Origin of the sequence: Phenylobacterium sp. (assembly GCF_036677185.1) — a bacterium.
Classification (GTDB): domain Bacteria; phylum Pseudomonadota; class Alphaproteobacteria; order Caulobacterales; family Caulobacteraceae; genus Phenylobacterium.
This window is the reverse complement of sequence record NZ_JAKFEN010000013.1, coordinates 171,546-185,510: the sequence shown is the minus strand read 5'-3', so window position 1 is coordinate 185,510 and position 13,965 is coordinate 171,546. Positions and strand designations below refer to the sequence as shown.

The window sequence follows — 13,965 nt, the reverse complement described above, 5'->3', positions numbered from 1 at the left end:
TCCGAGGCTCGTCGGACGGCTCCTCAGCGCTCGGCCGCCGTCGACGCAATTATGTTATACGATGTAAATCGTAACAAGGAGTCGCTAGGCGCGGGGCGGGATCAGGTCCGGCGCGACTTCGGAAGCCTTCTCGAGATCCGCGGCGGCTTCCTTCAGGGTGGCGAGGTTCTGCTCATGGGTGTTCTGGTCGATGCGATAGAAGACCAGCACCAGGACCGACAGCCCATTCATGACGGCGATGACAGGCAGGTAGATCGAGACGAGCCTCAGCATGATCGCCGGGTCCACCGACCCCTGGCCCGCATTGGTCGGGAACTGCACGAGGGTCAGCAGCAGGCCGGCCACGAACACCCCGATGCCGGCGGTGAACTTGGGCAGCAGGCCGTTGGCGGCGAACAGCAGGCCCTCGGAGCGCACCCCGGTCTTCACCGCCGCATCCTCCACCACGTCGGCGATCATCGAGGAGACGATGATCAGGCCGGCCACCACCAGGGTCGTGTAGATGAAGCCGTCCGCCAGCAGGAACAGGAACACGGCCGGCGAATTGTTGGGCGGCATCAGGCCCGCCAGCTTGAGGGTCAGCGGCAGGAGCGAGGTCGCCCAGTAGGCGGAGAACAGCACCAGCATCGCGTTCTTCTTGCCCAGCGCCTTGGAGGCCGGCCCGGCGATCAGGATGGCGCTGATCGAGGCCAAGGCGCCGGCCACGGACAGGTAGGAAATCTGAGCGGCCGAGAGGCCCCAGAGCTCCAGATAGAAATACTGGCTGAGCGCGTAGCTCATCCCGGTGCCGATGCCCGAGCAGAGGCCCGACAGCATGACCACCACCAGGGAACGGTTGCTTAGGGTGCTGACGACCTCTTTCACCGCCGCGCGGAAACTGATCTGGCGCACCGCCGGCCTGCTGAGGCGCGGGATCTGACTGTGCGTGCCGAGGGCCGAAACCAGGATCGAAGTCGCCATCACCGCGGCCGCCAGCAGGCCGTACTGGGCATAGGCGCCGCGGTTCAGCACCCCGCCGGCCGCGGGGCTCAGGAAGACCTGGTAGAGCACCACGTTCATGCCCAGGCCGCCGACCACGCCGAAGAAGTAGCGGTAGCCGAACAGGCTGGTGCGCTGGTGGTAGTCGGTGGTCAGCTCGGGGGCGAGAGCCGCGCTGGGCACCTCGTACAGACTGACGCAGAGTCGCAGCAGCACCAGCATGCCGATCAGGTAAAGCCCGGTCGCTTCCAGCGGCCAGTCGGCCGGCGAGTTCCAGAAGCCGAGGCAGGCCATGGCCACCAGGGGGACCGCGGCGTACATCAACGGGTGGCGCCGACCCCAGCGGGTGCGCAACTTGTCCGACCAGCGGCCGATGCCGGGATCGATCACCGCGTCCAGCATCAGCGACAGCATGATCGCCGTCCCCACCCATAGGGCGGGCAAGCCGATGACCCGGTTCAGATAGGGCTGCAGCAGGGAGGACGAGAGCCCGAGGCTCGCGACCCCGAAGGCCACAGAGCCGAAGCCGTAGAGCACCTTGGTGGGGACGCCCAGCTTGGCCGGGGCCGGGACGAGATTCGTGGCGCCTGCGGCGATATCGGACATGGGCGTTTCTTCTTCCCTGTGGCTACGGTTCAAGCCGCATGCCCTTCGAATTTTCGGTACGACATTCGCGGCAAAACGCCGGTTCGAAAAGGGAAAAATTGTGAACGCGGCGAAACCGCGCGCCAGCCCCTTTCCGTTCTGGCGCGATCACCTGGATGGACGAAAAGGGTCGATCTTCAAAAGTCTAGAGCGTGACGGCCGCCTGAACCGGTAACCACTGCAGGCTGTCACGCTCTGGCCTCCGGCGCGGTTCAGGGGCGTGGGACCACCGGGCTCAGATCGCCCGCGGGGCCGGTCGCGGCTGGCGCTCCGGTCTCGATCTGGGCGTCGGTGGTGCGGGCGTCGAGCGCGCCCTGCGCCAGCTTGCGCAGGTTGTCCTCGTGGACCGACTTGTCGATCTTGTAGAGGAACAGGCAGCTGATCGCGACGGCGTAGAAGCCGCCGATGGTCGGCAGGTAGATGAGCGCCAGGTTGCGCAGCAGCTCTGGATCGACTTCGTTCGGCTTGGCCCCCTGCGGGAAGGCCACGAAGGTCAGCAGCACCCCCGAGACGAAGACCCCCACGCCCGAGACGATCTTCTTGAACAGGTTGTCGGCCGAGAACAGCAGGCCCTCCGACCGGCGCCCGGTTTTGACTTCGCTGTCCTCCACCACGTCGGCGATCATCGACTGCAGCATCACCCCGGTCATGATCGCCATGATCCCGTTGGCCATGAAGTCCACGATCAGGATGCCGAACAGCAGCGGCGTGCCGTTCGGCGGCATGACCCCCAGGATGCGCAGGCCGATGGGCAGCAGCAGGGCGACCACCGCGCCGAAGAACATGGTGATGGCCGCGTAGCGCTTGCCGATCTTGCCGGCGATGATCGGCGCCAGGGTGACGCCCGCGATGCTGGCCACCACCCCGGTGACGGTCATGATCGCCAACTGGCCCTGGGTCAGGCCCCAGAAATAGAGATTGAAATAGAGCTCCAGCGCCGTCTTGAGGCCCAGCGACACGTTCATGAACATGCCGGAGATGGTCAGCACCACGAAGGAGCGGTTGTTCAGGGTCGCGCCCACCTCGCGCAGCATGGCGGGGATGGTGATCTTCCGGGTCGGCGGCTTGCGCAGATAGGGGATCTGGTGGTGCGTGCCGGCGCTGGAGATCAGGATGATGGTGAAGATCGTGATCGCCGCGACGATGGAATAGAGCTGCCAGCCGTCGCGCTCCAGCAGGCCCCCCGTCCCATCGGCGTTCTTCTTGAGGAAGACCTGATAGACTAGGAGCTGCATGATCAACCCGCCGGCCACGCCGCAGAACGAGCGGATGGCGATAATGCTGGTCCGCTCGTCGTAGTCGGCGGTCAGTTCCGCCAGCAGGGCCGAGGACGGCAGCTCGAAGAAGGTGTCGAACAGCCGGATGGTCAGCAGACAGACCAGCATGTAGCCGAACAGCGCCTCGTTCTCCCAGCCGACCGGCGGATTCCAGATCAGGTAGAAGGCGATCGAGACCGGCAAGGCCGCGGCGTACATGAACGGATGGCGCCGGCCCCAGCGGGAGCGGGTGTTGTCCGAGATCTGGCCGATGGTCGGATCGACGAACGCGTCGAAGATCAGGGCGATCATGATCGCCGTCGACACCATGGCCGGCGGCAGGCCCACGACCTGATTGTAGAACAGCAGCAGGAAGGTGGTGATCCCGCGCTGCTTGATGATGTTGGCCGCCGCCCCCAGGCCGTAGAGGACCTTGGTGCGCAGGACGATGGGCGGGCGCGGCGGCAGGCCGGCGACGGCGTCGGTCATGATCGTGGCTCCGGATCTAGGCCTTGGAGCCCAGCGGCGCGACGCCGCCGGCCACGCCGGTCGCCCCGGACGCCTCCTCGATCGTTCCGGCCTGCTCGGCCGTCTCGCGCAGGCGGCGGAGGTTGTCCTCGTGCTTGGTCTTGTCGATGTTGAAGGCGAACAGACACACGATGCCCAGGCCGTAAAGCAGGCCGACCGTGGGGATATAGACCAGGCCCAGGTGCTGGATGACGTCCGGGTCGACCTGCCCGCGCCGGGCGTTCTCCGGGAAGTTGATGAAGGTCAGCATGGCGCCGGCGATGAACACGCCGACCCCCGAGACGACCTTCTTGAACAGGTTGTCGGCTGAAAGCAGCAGGCCTTCGGATCGTCGGCCGGTCTTGACCTCGGCGTCCTCGATGACGTCGGCGACCAGGGACAGCAGCATCACGCCGGTCGCGGCGGCGAGCCCGGTGTTCACGAAGGTCTCGGCGATCAGCAGGGCGAACAGGATGTCGGTTCCGTTGGGTGGCAGCAGCCCGAACAGCCGCGCCACCACCGGCGAAATCCCGACCACCAGGGCGCTGGCGAACATCGTGATCGCGCCGTACTTCTTTCCCATCCGCTTGGCGATCCGGGGCGCCAGCATGACGCCGACGGCGCTGCCCGCCACGCTGATCGTGGTCAGCATGGCGAGTTGGCCCTGGGTCAATTCCCAGAAATAGAGGCCGAAATAGATTTCCAGCCCGCCTCGCGCGCCGGCGGCGATGGCGATGCACATGCCGGTCAGGGTGGCGACCACGAAGGCGCGGTTGTTGAGCGTGTGGGCCACTTCCCGGGCCATGGCCTTGAACGTGACCTTTCGGGTGGGCGCCGCGCGAAGATACGGAATCTGGTTCTGCGTGCCTCGGGTCGACACCAGGATCGCGGTGAAGACGAGGATCGCGGCGGTCAGCGAATAGGCGAAGTAGCCGTCGCGGGCGAGCACCCCGCCCGAGCCGTCCGGGTTCTCCTTGAGGAAGACCTTGTAGGCCATGATCGTCATGCCGAGGCCGCCGATCACGGCGAACAGCATGCGCATGGAAATTAGGCTGGTGCGCTCGTGGTAGTCCTTGGCCAGTTCAGGGGCCAGGGCGCTGTGCGGCAGCTCGAAGAAGGTGTCGAAGAATCTCAGGGTCAGAAGGCAGGCCAGCAGGTAGCCGACCAGGGCGTCGTCGCTCCAGCCCTGGGGCGGGTTCCACAACATGAAGAAGGCCAGCGAGAACGGAATGGCCGCGGCGTACATGAACGGATGGCGCCGCCCGAGCTTGGATTTGAAGTTGTCGGACGTCTGGCCGATCAACGGATCGACGATGGCGTCGAAGGTCAGCGCGATCATCAGGACGAAGGTGACCCTCGCCGGGGGCAGGCCGACCACCTGATTGTAGAAGATCATCAGGAAGGTGGAGAGGCTGCGGAGCTTGACGGCGCTGGCGACGGATCCCACGGCGTAGAGCAGCTTGGTGGCGAAGCCGAGGGGCGGGCGGTCGATGATGGTCGCCGTCGCGGTCATGCGGGTCTCCAGGCGTAATGGCTCCGGCCGCATCCCGAAAACGACGGCGGCCGGCTGCGCCAAGCGGCGGCGCGTTCAAAAGTCGTTTGGTCGAAAATCGGAGTCGGTTGGACGGCGGGCCCGGCGATGGGGCCACGGACGATCGGCGCGTGGCGACCGCGATCCAATGCGCTCCTCCCGCCGCGCGGCCGACCGCGCGGACAAATTCATTGGCGGTCGCCAGACCGGCTCGTTGAAGCGCGGCGCAGCGTCCAAGTTTCTATGGCGGAAACCTGCGGGACCTGTTCCGTACCGTCAACGATTTTGATCTTACATTCCTGACACAAAGGCCTTCGCCCAGGCCCGACACCGCAAGGCGTGGCCGCCGCGGACCGGAATGTTCGTAAAACATTCCGGGCGCAAGAAACCGGCGTCAAGCGGACAGCAAAACGGGCGCGCCGGAGACCGGCGCGCCCGTGGAACCTTCGCGAACGAAGCCTAGAAGCGGTACTGGACCTCCACCCCGAACGTGCGGGGCGGGGTAAGGCCGTAGGTGGTGTTGATCCCCTGGACCACCGGGCCGACGGCGGGGTTGATCCCGGCCCGGCGGGTGGAGGTGGCGCCCTCGTAATAGCCGAGGTCGTCGAAGATATTCTTGCCGTAGGCGATGATCGTGTAGCGGTCGTCGGCGTCGGTCCAGGTCAGGCGCAGGTCGACCTGATCCCAGGACGGGGACTCGTTGTAGGAGCGGGTGAAGATCGAGCCGTACATCTTGTCCCGGTAGATGTAGCTGGCCGAGGCCATCAGCGTCCCGGGCGAGAACTCCCAGGTGTAGAGGGCGTTCAGCGCGAACTTGTTCTTCGGCGCCTGCGGCAGGGAGTTGCCGCTGAGGTCCTGACCCTGTTCCTTGCGGCCGGTATAGATGTCTGTGGTCGGGCTGGGCGGTCCGCTGGGCCGCGCGCCGGGCGCGACGGCGGTCGGGTCGGTGGAGTCGACGATGCCCGAGGCCTCGTCGATATAGGCGTCGTTATAGGCATAGGTGGCCAGTAGCCGCAGATGGTCGATCGGCGTCCAGATCGCCTCGATCTCGAAGCCCTTCGAGATGGCCTTGGGGATGTTGTAGAACAGGGTCTGGGCGGTGCCGACCGCGCCGGTGTTGTTGACGATGGTCACCGGGGCCTGGAAGTTCTCGTAGTCGTAGTAGAAGGCCGAGATGTTGGCCTGGAACGTCCGGGCGAAATTCCACTTCACGCCGAGTTCGTAGGCGTTGTTGCTTTCCTTGTCGGTGAAGGGGTTGGTCACGACCGGAGCGACGATGCCGGAGTTGAAGCCGCCCGCCTTGTAGCCGCGGCTGAACTTGGCGTAGGCCAGGATGTCGTCGTTGGGTTTCCAGTCGACGCCGATGGTGCCGGTGGTCGCCTGCCAGGACGCGTCGAGGATCCGCTTGGCCAGGCCGCTGACCGGATCGATGACCGTGGCGACGGCCACGCCAGGCAGCAGCGTGCCGTCGGCCCGGCGGCCCGAACCCACCGCCGCGGCGGTGATGTCGACGGCGGGGGTGAAGCTGCCCAGGAGCTGCGGCGAGGTCCCGCAGGCGGCGAGGGCGAAGCAGATCAGCCGCGCCTCCTCCTGACCGAACTTGTGGTCGTGCGAATAGCGCAGGCCGGCCGTCAGCTTCAGGGTCTCGGTGAATTGCCAGTCGATCTGGCCGAAGACCGCGTAGGAGCGATCCTTGAACTCCGGACGGGTGTCGTACCAGTAGCGCTGCAGATTGCGCGGCCCGTTCACCGGGGCGGCGAACTGCGGCTGGTTGGGAAGCTGCACCGAGACCGGCTGCTTGTAGTGCTCATAGTAGAAGTAGGCGCCGGCCAGCCACTGGAAGTCGCCGTCGTGGGTAGAGGTCAGGTTCAGCTCGTGGCTGATCCAGCGCTTGTCTTCCTGGTAGTTGGTGATCGCCTTGGGGAAGATGGTCAGCGGCGTGCAGGCGCCGATCGAGACCAGGAAGGCCGAGCAGGTCCCGGTTCCGGTGAGCGGCACGACATAGGAGTCGACCGGCCCGTTATCGTTGTCGGCGATCAGGGTGTAGTGGTACTTCGCCCCGCCGCCGATATAGCGCAGGTCCATGTTTTCCATGTGGTAGGTGAATTCCGTCGCCACGAAGAAGGTGTCATCCACGCTCACCGTCGAAGGGGTGTTGGTGGCGAACTTGCGCGGATCGTTGATCGCCGGATTGACCGAGGTCCCGGACGGATTGACCACGCCGCCCACCTGGCCGCTGAACGCATAGCCCTGGTTCAGGTAGAAGATCGAAGGCGCTTCCTGGGTGGTGTTGTAGGGCGAGGGCGTATAGGCCGCGCGGCCGCCCAGGCCGCCGCCGCCGTTGTTCCACTCGTAGCGCGTGATCTTGAACCATCCCTCGAGGTTCTCCCCGAAGTCCATGTCGAGCTGGAGTTCGGTATAGTTCTGGTCAATGACGTTGCCCTCGTCGGGCATCCCCGGGACGATGTTGTCGAACCAGCCGTCGCGCTGCTTCTCCCAGCTCGCATTGAAACGGAAGCGCAGGCTGTCCGACAGCGGCCCCGACACCGTGCCCTGGAAGAGGGTGTAGTCGTAGTTGGCGACGGTGGCGCGGACCTCGGCCTCGAATTCCTCGGTCGGCCGCTTGGAGATGACATTGATCGCGCCGCCGATGGAGTTGCGCCCATACAGCGTGCCCTGCGGTCCGCGAAGGACCTCCACCCGATCGATGAACATCGGGGGTTTGCTGGCCTGGAACGTCGTCGACTCGTAGATGCCGTCCGAATAGATGGCTACGGCCCCGTCGGCCGATTGCACGTTGGAAATACGGCCGATGCCCCGCAGCGTGATGCGGTCCCCCGAGTTGTTGTAGGTCAACCCAGGCGTGAAGTTGGTCATGTCCTGGACGGAGTTGATCCCCACCAGGTCGCGCGCTTCGGAGGTGAAGGCGGAGACTGCGACCGGCACGTCTTGAAGGCTTTGTTCGCGCTTCTCGGCCGTGATGACCAGTTCCTCGATCGTCGTCACACCGCCGACTGTTTGCGCGTGTGCGGCGCCCGTAAAGATTGTAGCGGCCAACGCACTTGTGGCCATGAGATGAAGTCTCTGACGCATCGATTGTCCTCCCCGACAACGGCTCTCTAGGCCACGCGATTACTGCGTTTTTTCGAGGGTGGGGTATGGTCGACCAGGCGTCAATGGAGATTGTGTCGAGCCTGAAAAGCAAAGGGCCCGCGCGCCTGGAATCGGAAGGCCTCCGGGCGGCGGGCGACCGAGTCATTTTCGGGCCGGCGGTCTGCAAAAATTGGGCGCCCCGGTGGTCAGGACGCCCAAGGATGGCTTGGTGAGGAACACCTACGCGTCACTTGCAGAAGGCCTGGATCGCCGGCGGGCGAACCCGCCGGCGACCGATCAGAAGAACTTGTACTGCAGCTCGATCCCGAAGGTGCGCGGCGGGGTGAGCGGATAGGTGCTGGCGATCCCCTGGACCACATTGATCGGCGGCTGGCCCGCCAGGGTGTTGCGGTTCACGACCCCCGCGCGGCGGAAGCCGGTGGCGCCGCCCTCGTAGCCGACGTCGTCGCCGAGGTTCTTGCCCCAGAGGATGACCTTCAGCTTCTCGCCGGGCGCCAGCCAGGTGATCCGCGCGTCGATCTGATCCCAGGACGGCGACAGGGTGTAGGACCGGTTGAAGACGCTGCCGTACTGCTCGTCGCGCCAGATGTAGCTGACCGACGGGGTGATCGCGCCGCCGCCCGACAGCTCCCAGGTGTAGTTCACATTGATCGCGAACTTGTTCTTGGCCGCGTTGGGCAGGTGTTGGCCGTCCAGGTTTTGGCCGCGCTGGAAGCCGCCGCCGGGGACGCCGGCGGTGAAGACGTCGGTGGTCGTGGTGGCGCCCACCGGCTTGGCGTCCTTGTCGAGGGCGGCCGGATCGGCCGGGTCGACGGTGCCGACGGACTCGGTGATATGGGCGTCGTTGTAGGAATAGTTGAACAGGATCTGCAGGTTGTCGATCGGCTGCCAGATCGCCTCCAGCTCGAAGCCCTGCGAGATGGCCTCGGGGATGTTGTAGAAGATCGACTGGGCCTGGGCGAGGCCGCCCGACGTCGCCGCCACGGTGAGCGGCACCTGGGCGTTTTGATAGGTGTAGTGGAAGATCGCGACATTGGTCTGCAGGTTGGCGAAGTTCTTCTTCATGCCGATCTCGAAGGCGTCGGCGGTCTCTTCGTCGGTGAAGGGCGCGGCGCCCAGCACCGTGTCGATGCCGATCCGATAGCCCCCAGCCTTGTAGCCGCGGCTGTAACGGCCGTAGACCATGGTGTCGTCGTTGGGCTCCCACTGCAGGCCCGCCGTGCCGGTGACCGCCGACCAGCTGTCGTCATAGCCGCGCCGGGCGAAGCCGCTGGCCGGGTCGTAGCTGGTATAGGTCGAAACCCCCTTGGGCAGGGGCGCGCCGGGGGCGGGCGAGGAGACCACCGAGGCGAGCTGGGTCAGGTCGACCACCGGAATGCCGCCCGGGACGACCGGATTGACCTCCGGCGCGGCGAAGCAGCTGGCCACCGCGAAGCACAGGACCCGCACCTCCTCGTAGCCGTACTTCTTGTCCTTGGAATAGCGCAGGCCGAGCGTCAGCTTCCAGGTTTCAGCGAACTCCCAGTCGATCTGGCCGAAGGCCGCGTACGACTCGATGTCGAGGTGGGGTTTGTTGTCGTAGATGCGCTGGTTGGCGTTGGGCGCGCAGCGGTTGAACGTGCGGGCGCAGAAGGTGTTCGGCAGGCCGAACGGTCCGGCCACCTGGGGCTGGCTCTTCATCTCGGTGAAGACCGGCTGGTCGTAGGTTTCGTGGAAATAGTAGAGGCCGGCCAGCCACTGGAGCGGCCCCATATGGGTGGAGGCCAGGTTGAGCTCGTGGCTCCACCACTGCTCGATCTCCTGATAGTCGAACTCGTAGCGCGGATTGATCACCAGTCCGCCCGGCAGGGTGAAGGAGGTGATCGGCGCGGTCTGGTCGGCCGGGGTCGGGCCGCGCAGGTAGTAGTGATAGCGCGTGCCGCCGGTGATGTACTTCAGGTCGATGTCGTCGAAGTGGTAGATCCACTCGCTCGTCACCACGACCGTATCGTTGAGCTTGACCTTGTAGGGCACGGTCGAGGCGATCTTGCGCGGATCGGTGAGCGCCGGGTTCACGCAGCCCATGGGCGAGGCGTTGACCACATTGGTCGGCACGCCGCTGCAGCCGTAGCCGGGGTTCATGATCAGGCCCGAGGCGACGGACGAATAGGTCGGGTAGGGTGCGGGGGTCCAGGTCTGCCGCGAGCCGGGCCCGCCGCCGCCGTTGTCCCATTTCTGAAGCGTGACGCCGATCCAGCCCTCGAAGTTTTCGTTGAACTCGAACTGGAGTTGTCCCTCCACGATCTTGGTGTCGACGATGTTGCCTTCGTCCGGGTAACCCGGAACGATGTTCTCGATCCAACCCTTGCGCTGCTTGTCCCAACTGGCCACCAGGCGGAAGTTCACACCCTGGATCGTCGTCGGGCCCGAGATGGCGGCTTCCAGGGTCGTGCGCTCATAGTTCGCGATATTCGCGCGAACCTCAGCCTCCATCTCGTCGGTAGGCCGTTTGGAGATGACGTTGATCGCCCCGCCGATGGAGTTGCGGCCGTAGAGGGTGCCCTGCGGGCCGCGCAACACCTCGACGCGGTCGACGAAGATCGGCCCCTTGGCGGCTGAGAGCACGGTGGACGAGTTGTAGACGCCATCCGTGTAGATCGCGACCGCGCCATCGGCGGCGTGAACGTTGGTCAGGCGTCCGACCCCGCGCAGGCTCGTGCGGTCGAGCTGGCTGGAATACTGCAAACCGGGTGTGAAATTCGTGAGGTCGGCGATGGTGTTGACGCCGATCAGGTCGCGCTTTTCCGACGTGAACGCGGTGACGGCGACAGGGACGTCCTGAAGGCTTTGTTCACGGCGCTCGGCCGTGACGACCAGTTCTTCGATTGTCGTCTGCGCTTCGGCCGTCCCCGCTAGGAGAGCGACAGACATGGCAGTAGACACCATAAGGTGAATTCTATGAAGCATCATGGTCCTCCCCGACCCTGGCTCTATTGGCCACGCGATTACTGCGTTTTCTTTTAGGCTGGGGTATGGAAGACAGGGCGTCAATGGATTTTATTACAACCATGTAATGTACCGCCACCATTTCGCCACAACCCAAACCGGCGGATCAAGGCTTCGAGTTTTCGGTTTGCGGAACACATGGCGACGCTTGCTGCGGAAGGGGCGGCGTGCGCCGGGGGCGCTCCGAAGGCGAGGGCGCGAGGGCCTGGAGCGGCTGAAGGGCCCGGTCGCCGTCATCACCGGAGGTTGTTCTGGGATCAGCCTCGGGCCCGGCGCGCGGTTCGGGCCAGGCCAGGGCCGCTCGTCCCTCCGCGGCACGACGTCGAGGACGTCGGAAACCGCGGCGAGAACGATGAACTCGGCCGGAGGATGGGCCGGCCGGCGCGACGATCTACTACCTGTGGAAGGACCAGGACGAGGGCTTCGCCGCCTCTATCCGGAGCGAGATCGCTCCGGCGGTCGAGGCCCTTGCCTAGGCGATCAACATCACCTTGCCGACATGGCCGCCGCTCTCGAGGTGGGCATGAGCGGCGGCGGCTTGCGCCAGGGGGAAGGTCTTGTCGATCTGCGGTTTCACCTTGCCCGCGGCGATCCACGGCCAGACCACGCGTTCGATCTCGGCGGCCAGGCGGGCTTTCTCGTCGGCGTCGCGGGGCCGGAGGGTCGAGCCGGTGACCAGAGCGCGCTTCTGCATCAGGCGCATGATGCTGAGATTGACCTCGCCCCCGGCCTGAGCGGCGATGAACACGATCCGGCCGCCGGTCTTGAGCGCGTCGAGGTCCTTGGCGAAATAGTCGCCGCCGACCATGTCCAGCACGACGTCGGCGCCGCCGTGAGTCTTGGCCACCTCGGCGAAATCCTCGGCGCCGGCGTCGATGGCCACGTCGGCGCCGAGCGCCTTGGCCTCCTGCGCCTTGGCCGCGCCGCGGGCGGTGGCGATCACCTTGGCGCCCGCCGCCTTGCCCATCTGGATCGCCGTCGTGCCGATGCCGGACGTGGCGCCATGCACCAACAAGGTCTCGCCGGCCTTCAGGCTCCCGTGCTCGAACACATTGGCGAAGACGGTGAACACGGTCTCGGGCAGGGCGGCGGCCTCGACGAAATCGAGGCCGTCGGGGATCGGCAGGGCGTGGCGGGCGTCACAGACGGCGTATTCGGCATAGCCGCCGCCGCCCAGCAGGGCGCAGACCTTGTCGCCGGCCTTCCATCGCCCGGCTCCGACCTCGACCACGCCGGCGACCTCCAGGCCCAGCGTGGCGGGCGCGCCGGGCGGCGGCGGATAGAAACCCATGCGCTGGATGATGTCGGGCCGGTTGACGCCGGCGGCCGCCACCCTGATCAGGATCTGTCCTGGGCCGGGAACCGGCCGGGCGAGGATCGCCGGCTTCAGGGCTTGCGCGGGTCCTTTGCCGTCCTCCACGGCGATGGCGGTCATGGTGTCGCTCATGGGGGACTCTCCGGATCATTGCCGCTAACTTGTCGGCAAGTCAGATAGACGTCCAACGACGCCCGGCAAAGGGAGGCCTTTGATGGAAGAACCGGCGGAAGTCCGAATCGCGCGCGGCCAGCGGCTCACCGAGGCCATGCGCGAGGACCTGGAACTCTATGGCGTGGGCGAGCTGGAGGAGCGCATCGAGGCGCTCGAGGCCGAAATCGCCCGTTGCCGCGCCCAGATCGAAAAGAAGGGCGCCGTCCGGGCGCAGGCCGACGCGCTGTTTTCCCGTCCAGGCTGAAAACCAGGGATAACGATGCGTAAACGGGGGATCGTCGATACTCGGCGTTCGGCCTTGGCACGGGGGTTGCAGTCCTCGAGCCCAAGACCACCGTCCGTCCGTGGGCGACGATTTAGAGGCGAAGTGCTTAAATGAACGAAGGAATTGTCCAGGCCGGAGCCTGGCGGACGGATGTCATCCAGGACTTCGCCCGCTCGGAGCTCTTCGACCGCACCTTCCAGGAAGGCATGGATCTGGTCGAGGAGACCGCCACCTATCTGGATGGTTCGGGCCGCCAGGAATCCAAGCTCCTGTCGCGTAACGCCGCACTCGCCTATGCCGGCGAGAGCATGCGCCTCACCACCCGGCTGATGCAGGTGGCCTCCTGGCTGCTGGTCCAGCGCGCCGTGCGCGAGGGCGACATGCCGGCGGAAAACGCCCGCGAGGATCGCTACCGCCTGGGCGCGGAAGATGTCTGCCGCGGCGCCACCGAGGAGGACCTGCCCACGGGCCTGCTGGTCCTGCTCGACCGGTCGGAACGCCTCTATGAGCGTGTCCGCCACCTCGACCGCCGCATGTATGTGGAAGAGGCGGAGGGCGAGACCCCCAATCCGGTCCAGAACCAGTTCGACCGCCTGCAGGCCGCGTTCGGGGCCTAGAACTCGAGCGTGACGCTCCCTTCTCCTCCCCCATTCATGGGGGAGGGGGACCATCCGCCAGGATGGTGGTGGGGGCGAGACCGGGCTCTGAGCTTGAGGCCGCCCCCTCCACCGCCTATCGGCGGTCCCCCTCCCCCGCAAACGGGTGAGGAAAATCCCACAGCAAAAAACGCCGCGCGATGAGCGCGGCGTTTTCGTGATCGCCGTGGGCGCGGCGCTCGTTCGAGCGCCAGCGCTTACTTGCGGGTGAAGCCGGCGAACTTGGCGTTGAAGCGCGAAACGCGACCGCCGCGGTCCAGCAGGGTCTGGTTGCCGCCGGTCCAGGCCGGGTGCGTTTTCGGGTCGATGTCCAGGTTCAGGGTCGCGCCCTCTTTCTGGTAGGTCGACCGGGTCTGATAGCTGGTGCCGTCCGTCATCACCACGGTGATGAAGTGGTAGTCGGGGTGGGTGTCTTGTTTCATCGCGAGGGCAACCGACGTAAAGGAGCGGCAGAAATATACACGCCTGGCCACGGGGCCGGGCGCGAGGAAGCCGCGCCTATACAGGAAAAGGCGGGGCAAGAGCAAGGGCGCTGGTTT

General features: G+C 65.7%; 9 protein-coding genes. 2 read left to right on the top strand and 7 right to left on the bottom strand.

Features of this window, described 5'->3' with window-relative positions; genetic code table 11:
* Positions 1-84 precede the first annotated feature (84 nt).
* The 6 genes from V6M51_RS04530 to V6M51_RS04505 all read right to left on the bottom strand — a co-directional run bounded on the left by V6M51_RS04530 (position 85) and on the right by V6M51_RS04505 (position 12,463).
* Positions 85-1,584, bottom strand: a complete 1,500-nt coding sequence (locus tag V6M51_RS04530) for an MFS transporter (protein WP_332701529.1) — start codon at positions 1,582-1,584, stop codon at positions 85-87.
* Between the two features lie 251 nt (positions 1,585-1,835).
* Positions 1,836-3,368: an MFS transporter gene (locus V6M51_RS04525; RefSeq protein WP_332765009.1), complete on the bottom strand. Its 1,533-nt coding sequence runs from the start codon at positions 3,366-3,368 to the stop codon at positions 1,836-1,838.
* A gap of 16 nt (positions 3,369-3,384) precedes the next feature.
* Positions 3,385-4,899 (bottom strand): MFS transporter, encoded by a 1,515-nt coding sequence (locus V6M51_RS04520; RefSeq protein ID WP_332765007.1) that lies wholly within the window; start codon positions 4,897-4,899, stop codon positions 3,385-3,387.
* A gap of 477 nt (positions 4,900-5,376) precedes the next feature.
* Positions 5,377-7,923, bottom strand: coding sequence for a TonB-dependent receptor (locus tag V6M51_RS04515; RefSeq protein ID WP_332765005.1), 2,547 nt, complete (start codon positions 7,921-7,923; stop codon positions 5,377-5,379).
* Positions 7,924-8,307: 384 nt separating this feature from the next.
* Positions 8,308-10,941: a TonB-dependent receptor gene (locus V6M51_RS04510; RefSeq protein WP_332765003.1), complete on the bottom strand. Its 2,634-nt coding sequence runs from the start codon at positions 10,939-10,941 to the stop codon at positions 8,308-8,310.
* A gap of 547 nt (positions 10,942-11,488) precedes the next feature.
* Complete coding sequence (locus V6M51_RS04505) at positions 11,489-12,463, bottom strand: NAD(P)H-quinone oxidoreductase (RefSeq protein WP_332765001.1); 975 nt, start codon at positions 12,461-12,463, stop codon at positions 11,489-11,491.
* An 82-nt stretch (positions 12,464-12,545) separates the two neighbouring features.
* On the opposite strand from V6M51_RS04505, the gene V6M51_RS04500 reads away from it, so the two are divergent.
* Together V6M51_RS04500 and rcdA are read left to right on the top strand one after the other, a co-directional pair.
* A complete protein-coding gene (locus V6M51_RS04500) occupies positions 12,546-12,749 on the top strand; it encodes a DUF1192 domain-containing protein (protein ID WP_305582550.1) in 204 nt (67 codons plus the stop codon).
* Between the two features lie 131 nt (positions 12,750-12,880).
* Positions 12,881-13,387 carry a protease adaptor protein RcdA gene (gene rcdA / locus V6M51_RS04495; protein ID WP_332764997.1) on the top strand — a complete coding sequence of 169 codons (507 nt, stop codon included), beginning with the start codon at positions 12,881-12,883 and terminating at the stop codon, positions 13,385-13,387.
* A gap of 236 nt (positions 13,388-13,623) precedes the next feature.
* Here the strand turns inward: rcdA and rpmE are convergent, their stop codons facing one another.
* Positions 13,624-13,848, bottom strand: a complete 225-nt coding sequence (gene rpmE, locus V6M51_RS04490) for a 50S ribosomal protein L31 (RefSeq protein WP_332764995.1) — start codon at positions 13,846-13,848, stop codon at positions 13,624-13,626.
* Positions 13,849-13,965 lie beyond the last annotated feature (117 nt).

Bases quoted from the DNA above. Each gene is read 5' to 3' on its own strand.
- V6M51_RS04530 (WP_332701529.1), bottom strand. From the start codon at position 1,584: ATGTCCGATATCGCCGCAGGCGCCACGAATCTCGTCCCGGCCCCGGCC.
- V6M51_RS04525 (WP_332765009.1), bottom strand. From the start codon at position 3,368: ATGACCGACGCCGTCGCCGGCCTGCCGCCGCGCCCGCCCATCGTCCTG.
- V6M51_RS04520 (WP_332765007.1), bottom strand. From the start codon at position 4,899: ATGACCGCGACGGCGACCATCATCGACCGCCCGCCCCTCGGCTTCGCC.
- V6M51_RS04510 (WP_332765003.1), bottom strand. From the start codon at position 10,941: ATGTCTGTCGCTCTCCTAGCGGGGACGGCCGAAGCGCAGACGACAATC.
- V6M51_RS04505 (WP_332765001.1), bottom strand. From the start codon at position 12,463: ATGAGCGACACCATGACCGCCATCGCCGTGGAGGACGGCAAAGGACCC.
- V6M51_RS04500 (WP_305582550.1), top strand. From the start codon at position 12,546: ATGGAAGAACCGGCGGAAGTCCGAATCGCGCGCGGCCAGCGGCTCACC.
- rcdA (WP_332764997.1), top strand. From the start codon at position 12,881: ATGAACGAAGGAATTGTCCAGGCCGGAGCCTGGCGGACGGATGTCATC.
- rpmE (WP_332764995.1), bottom strand. From the start codon at position 13,848: ATGAAACAAGACACCCACCCCGACTACCACTTCATCACCGTGGTGATG.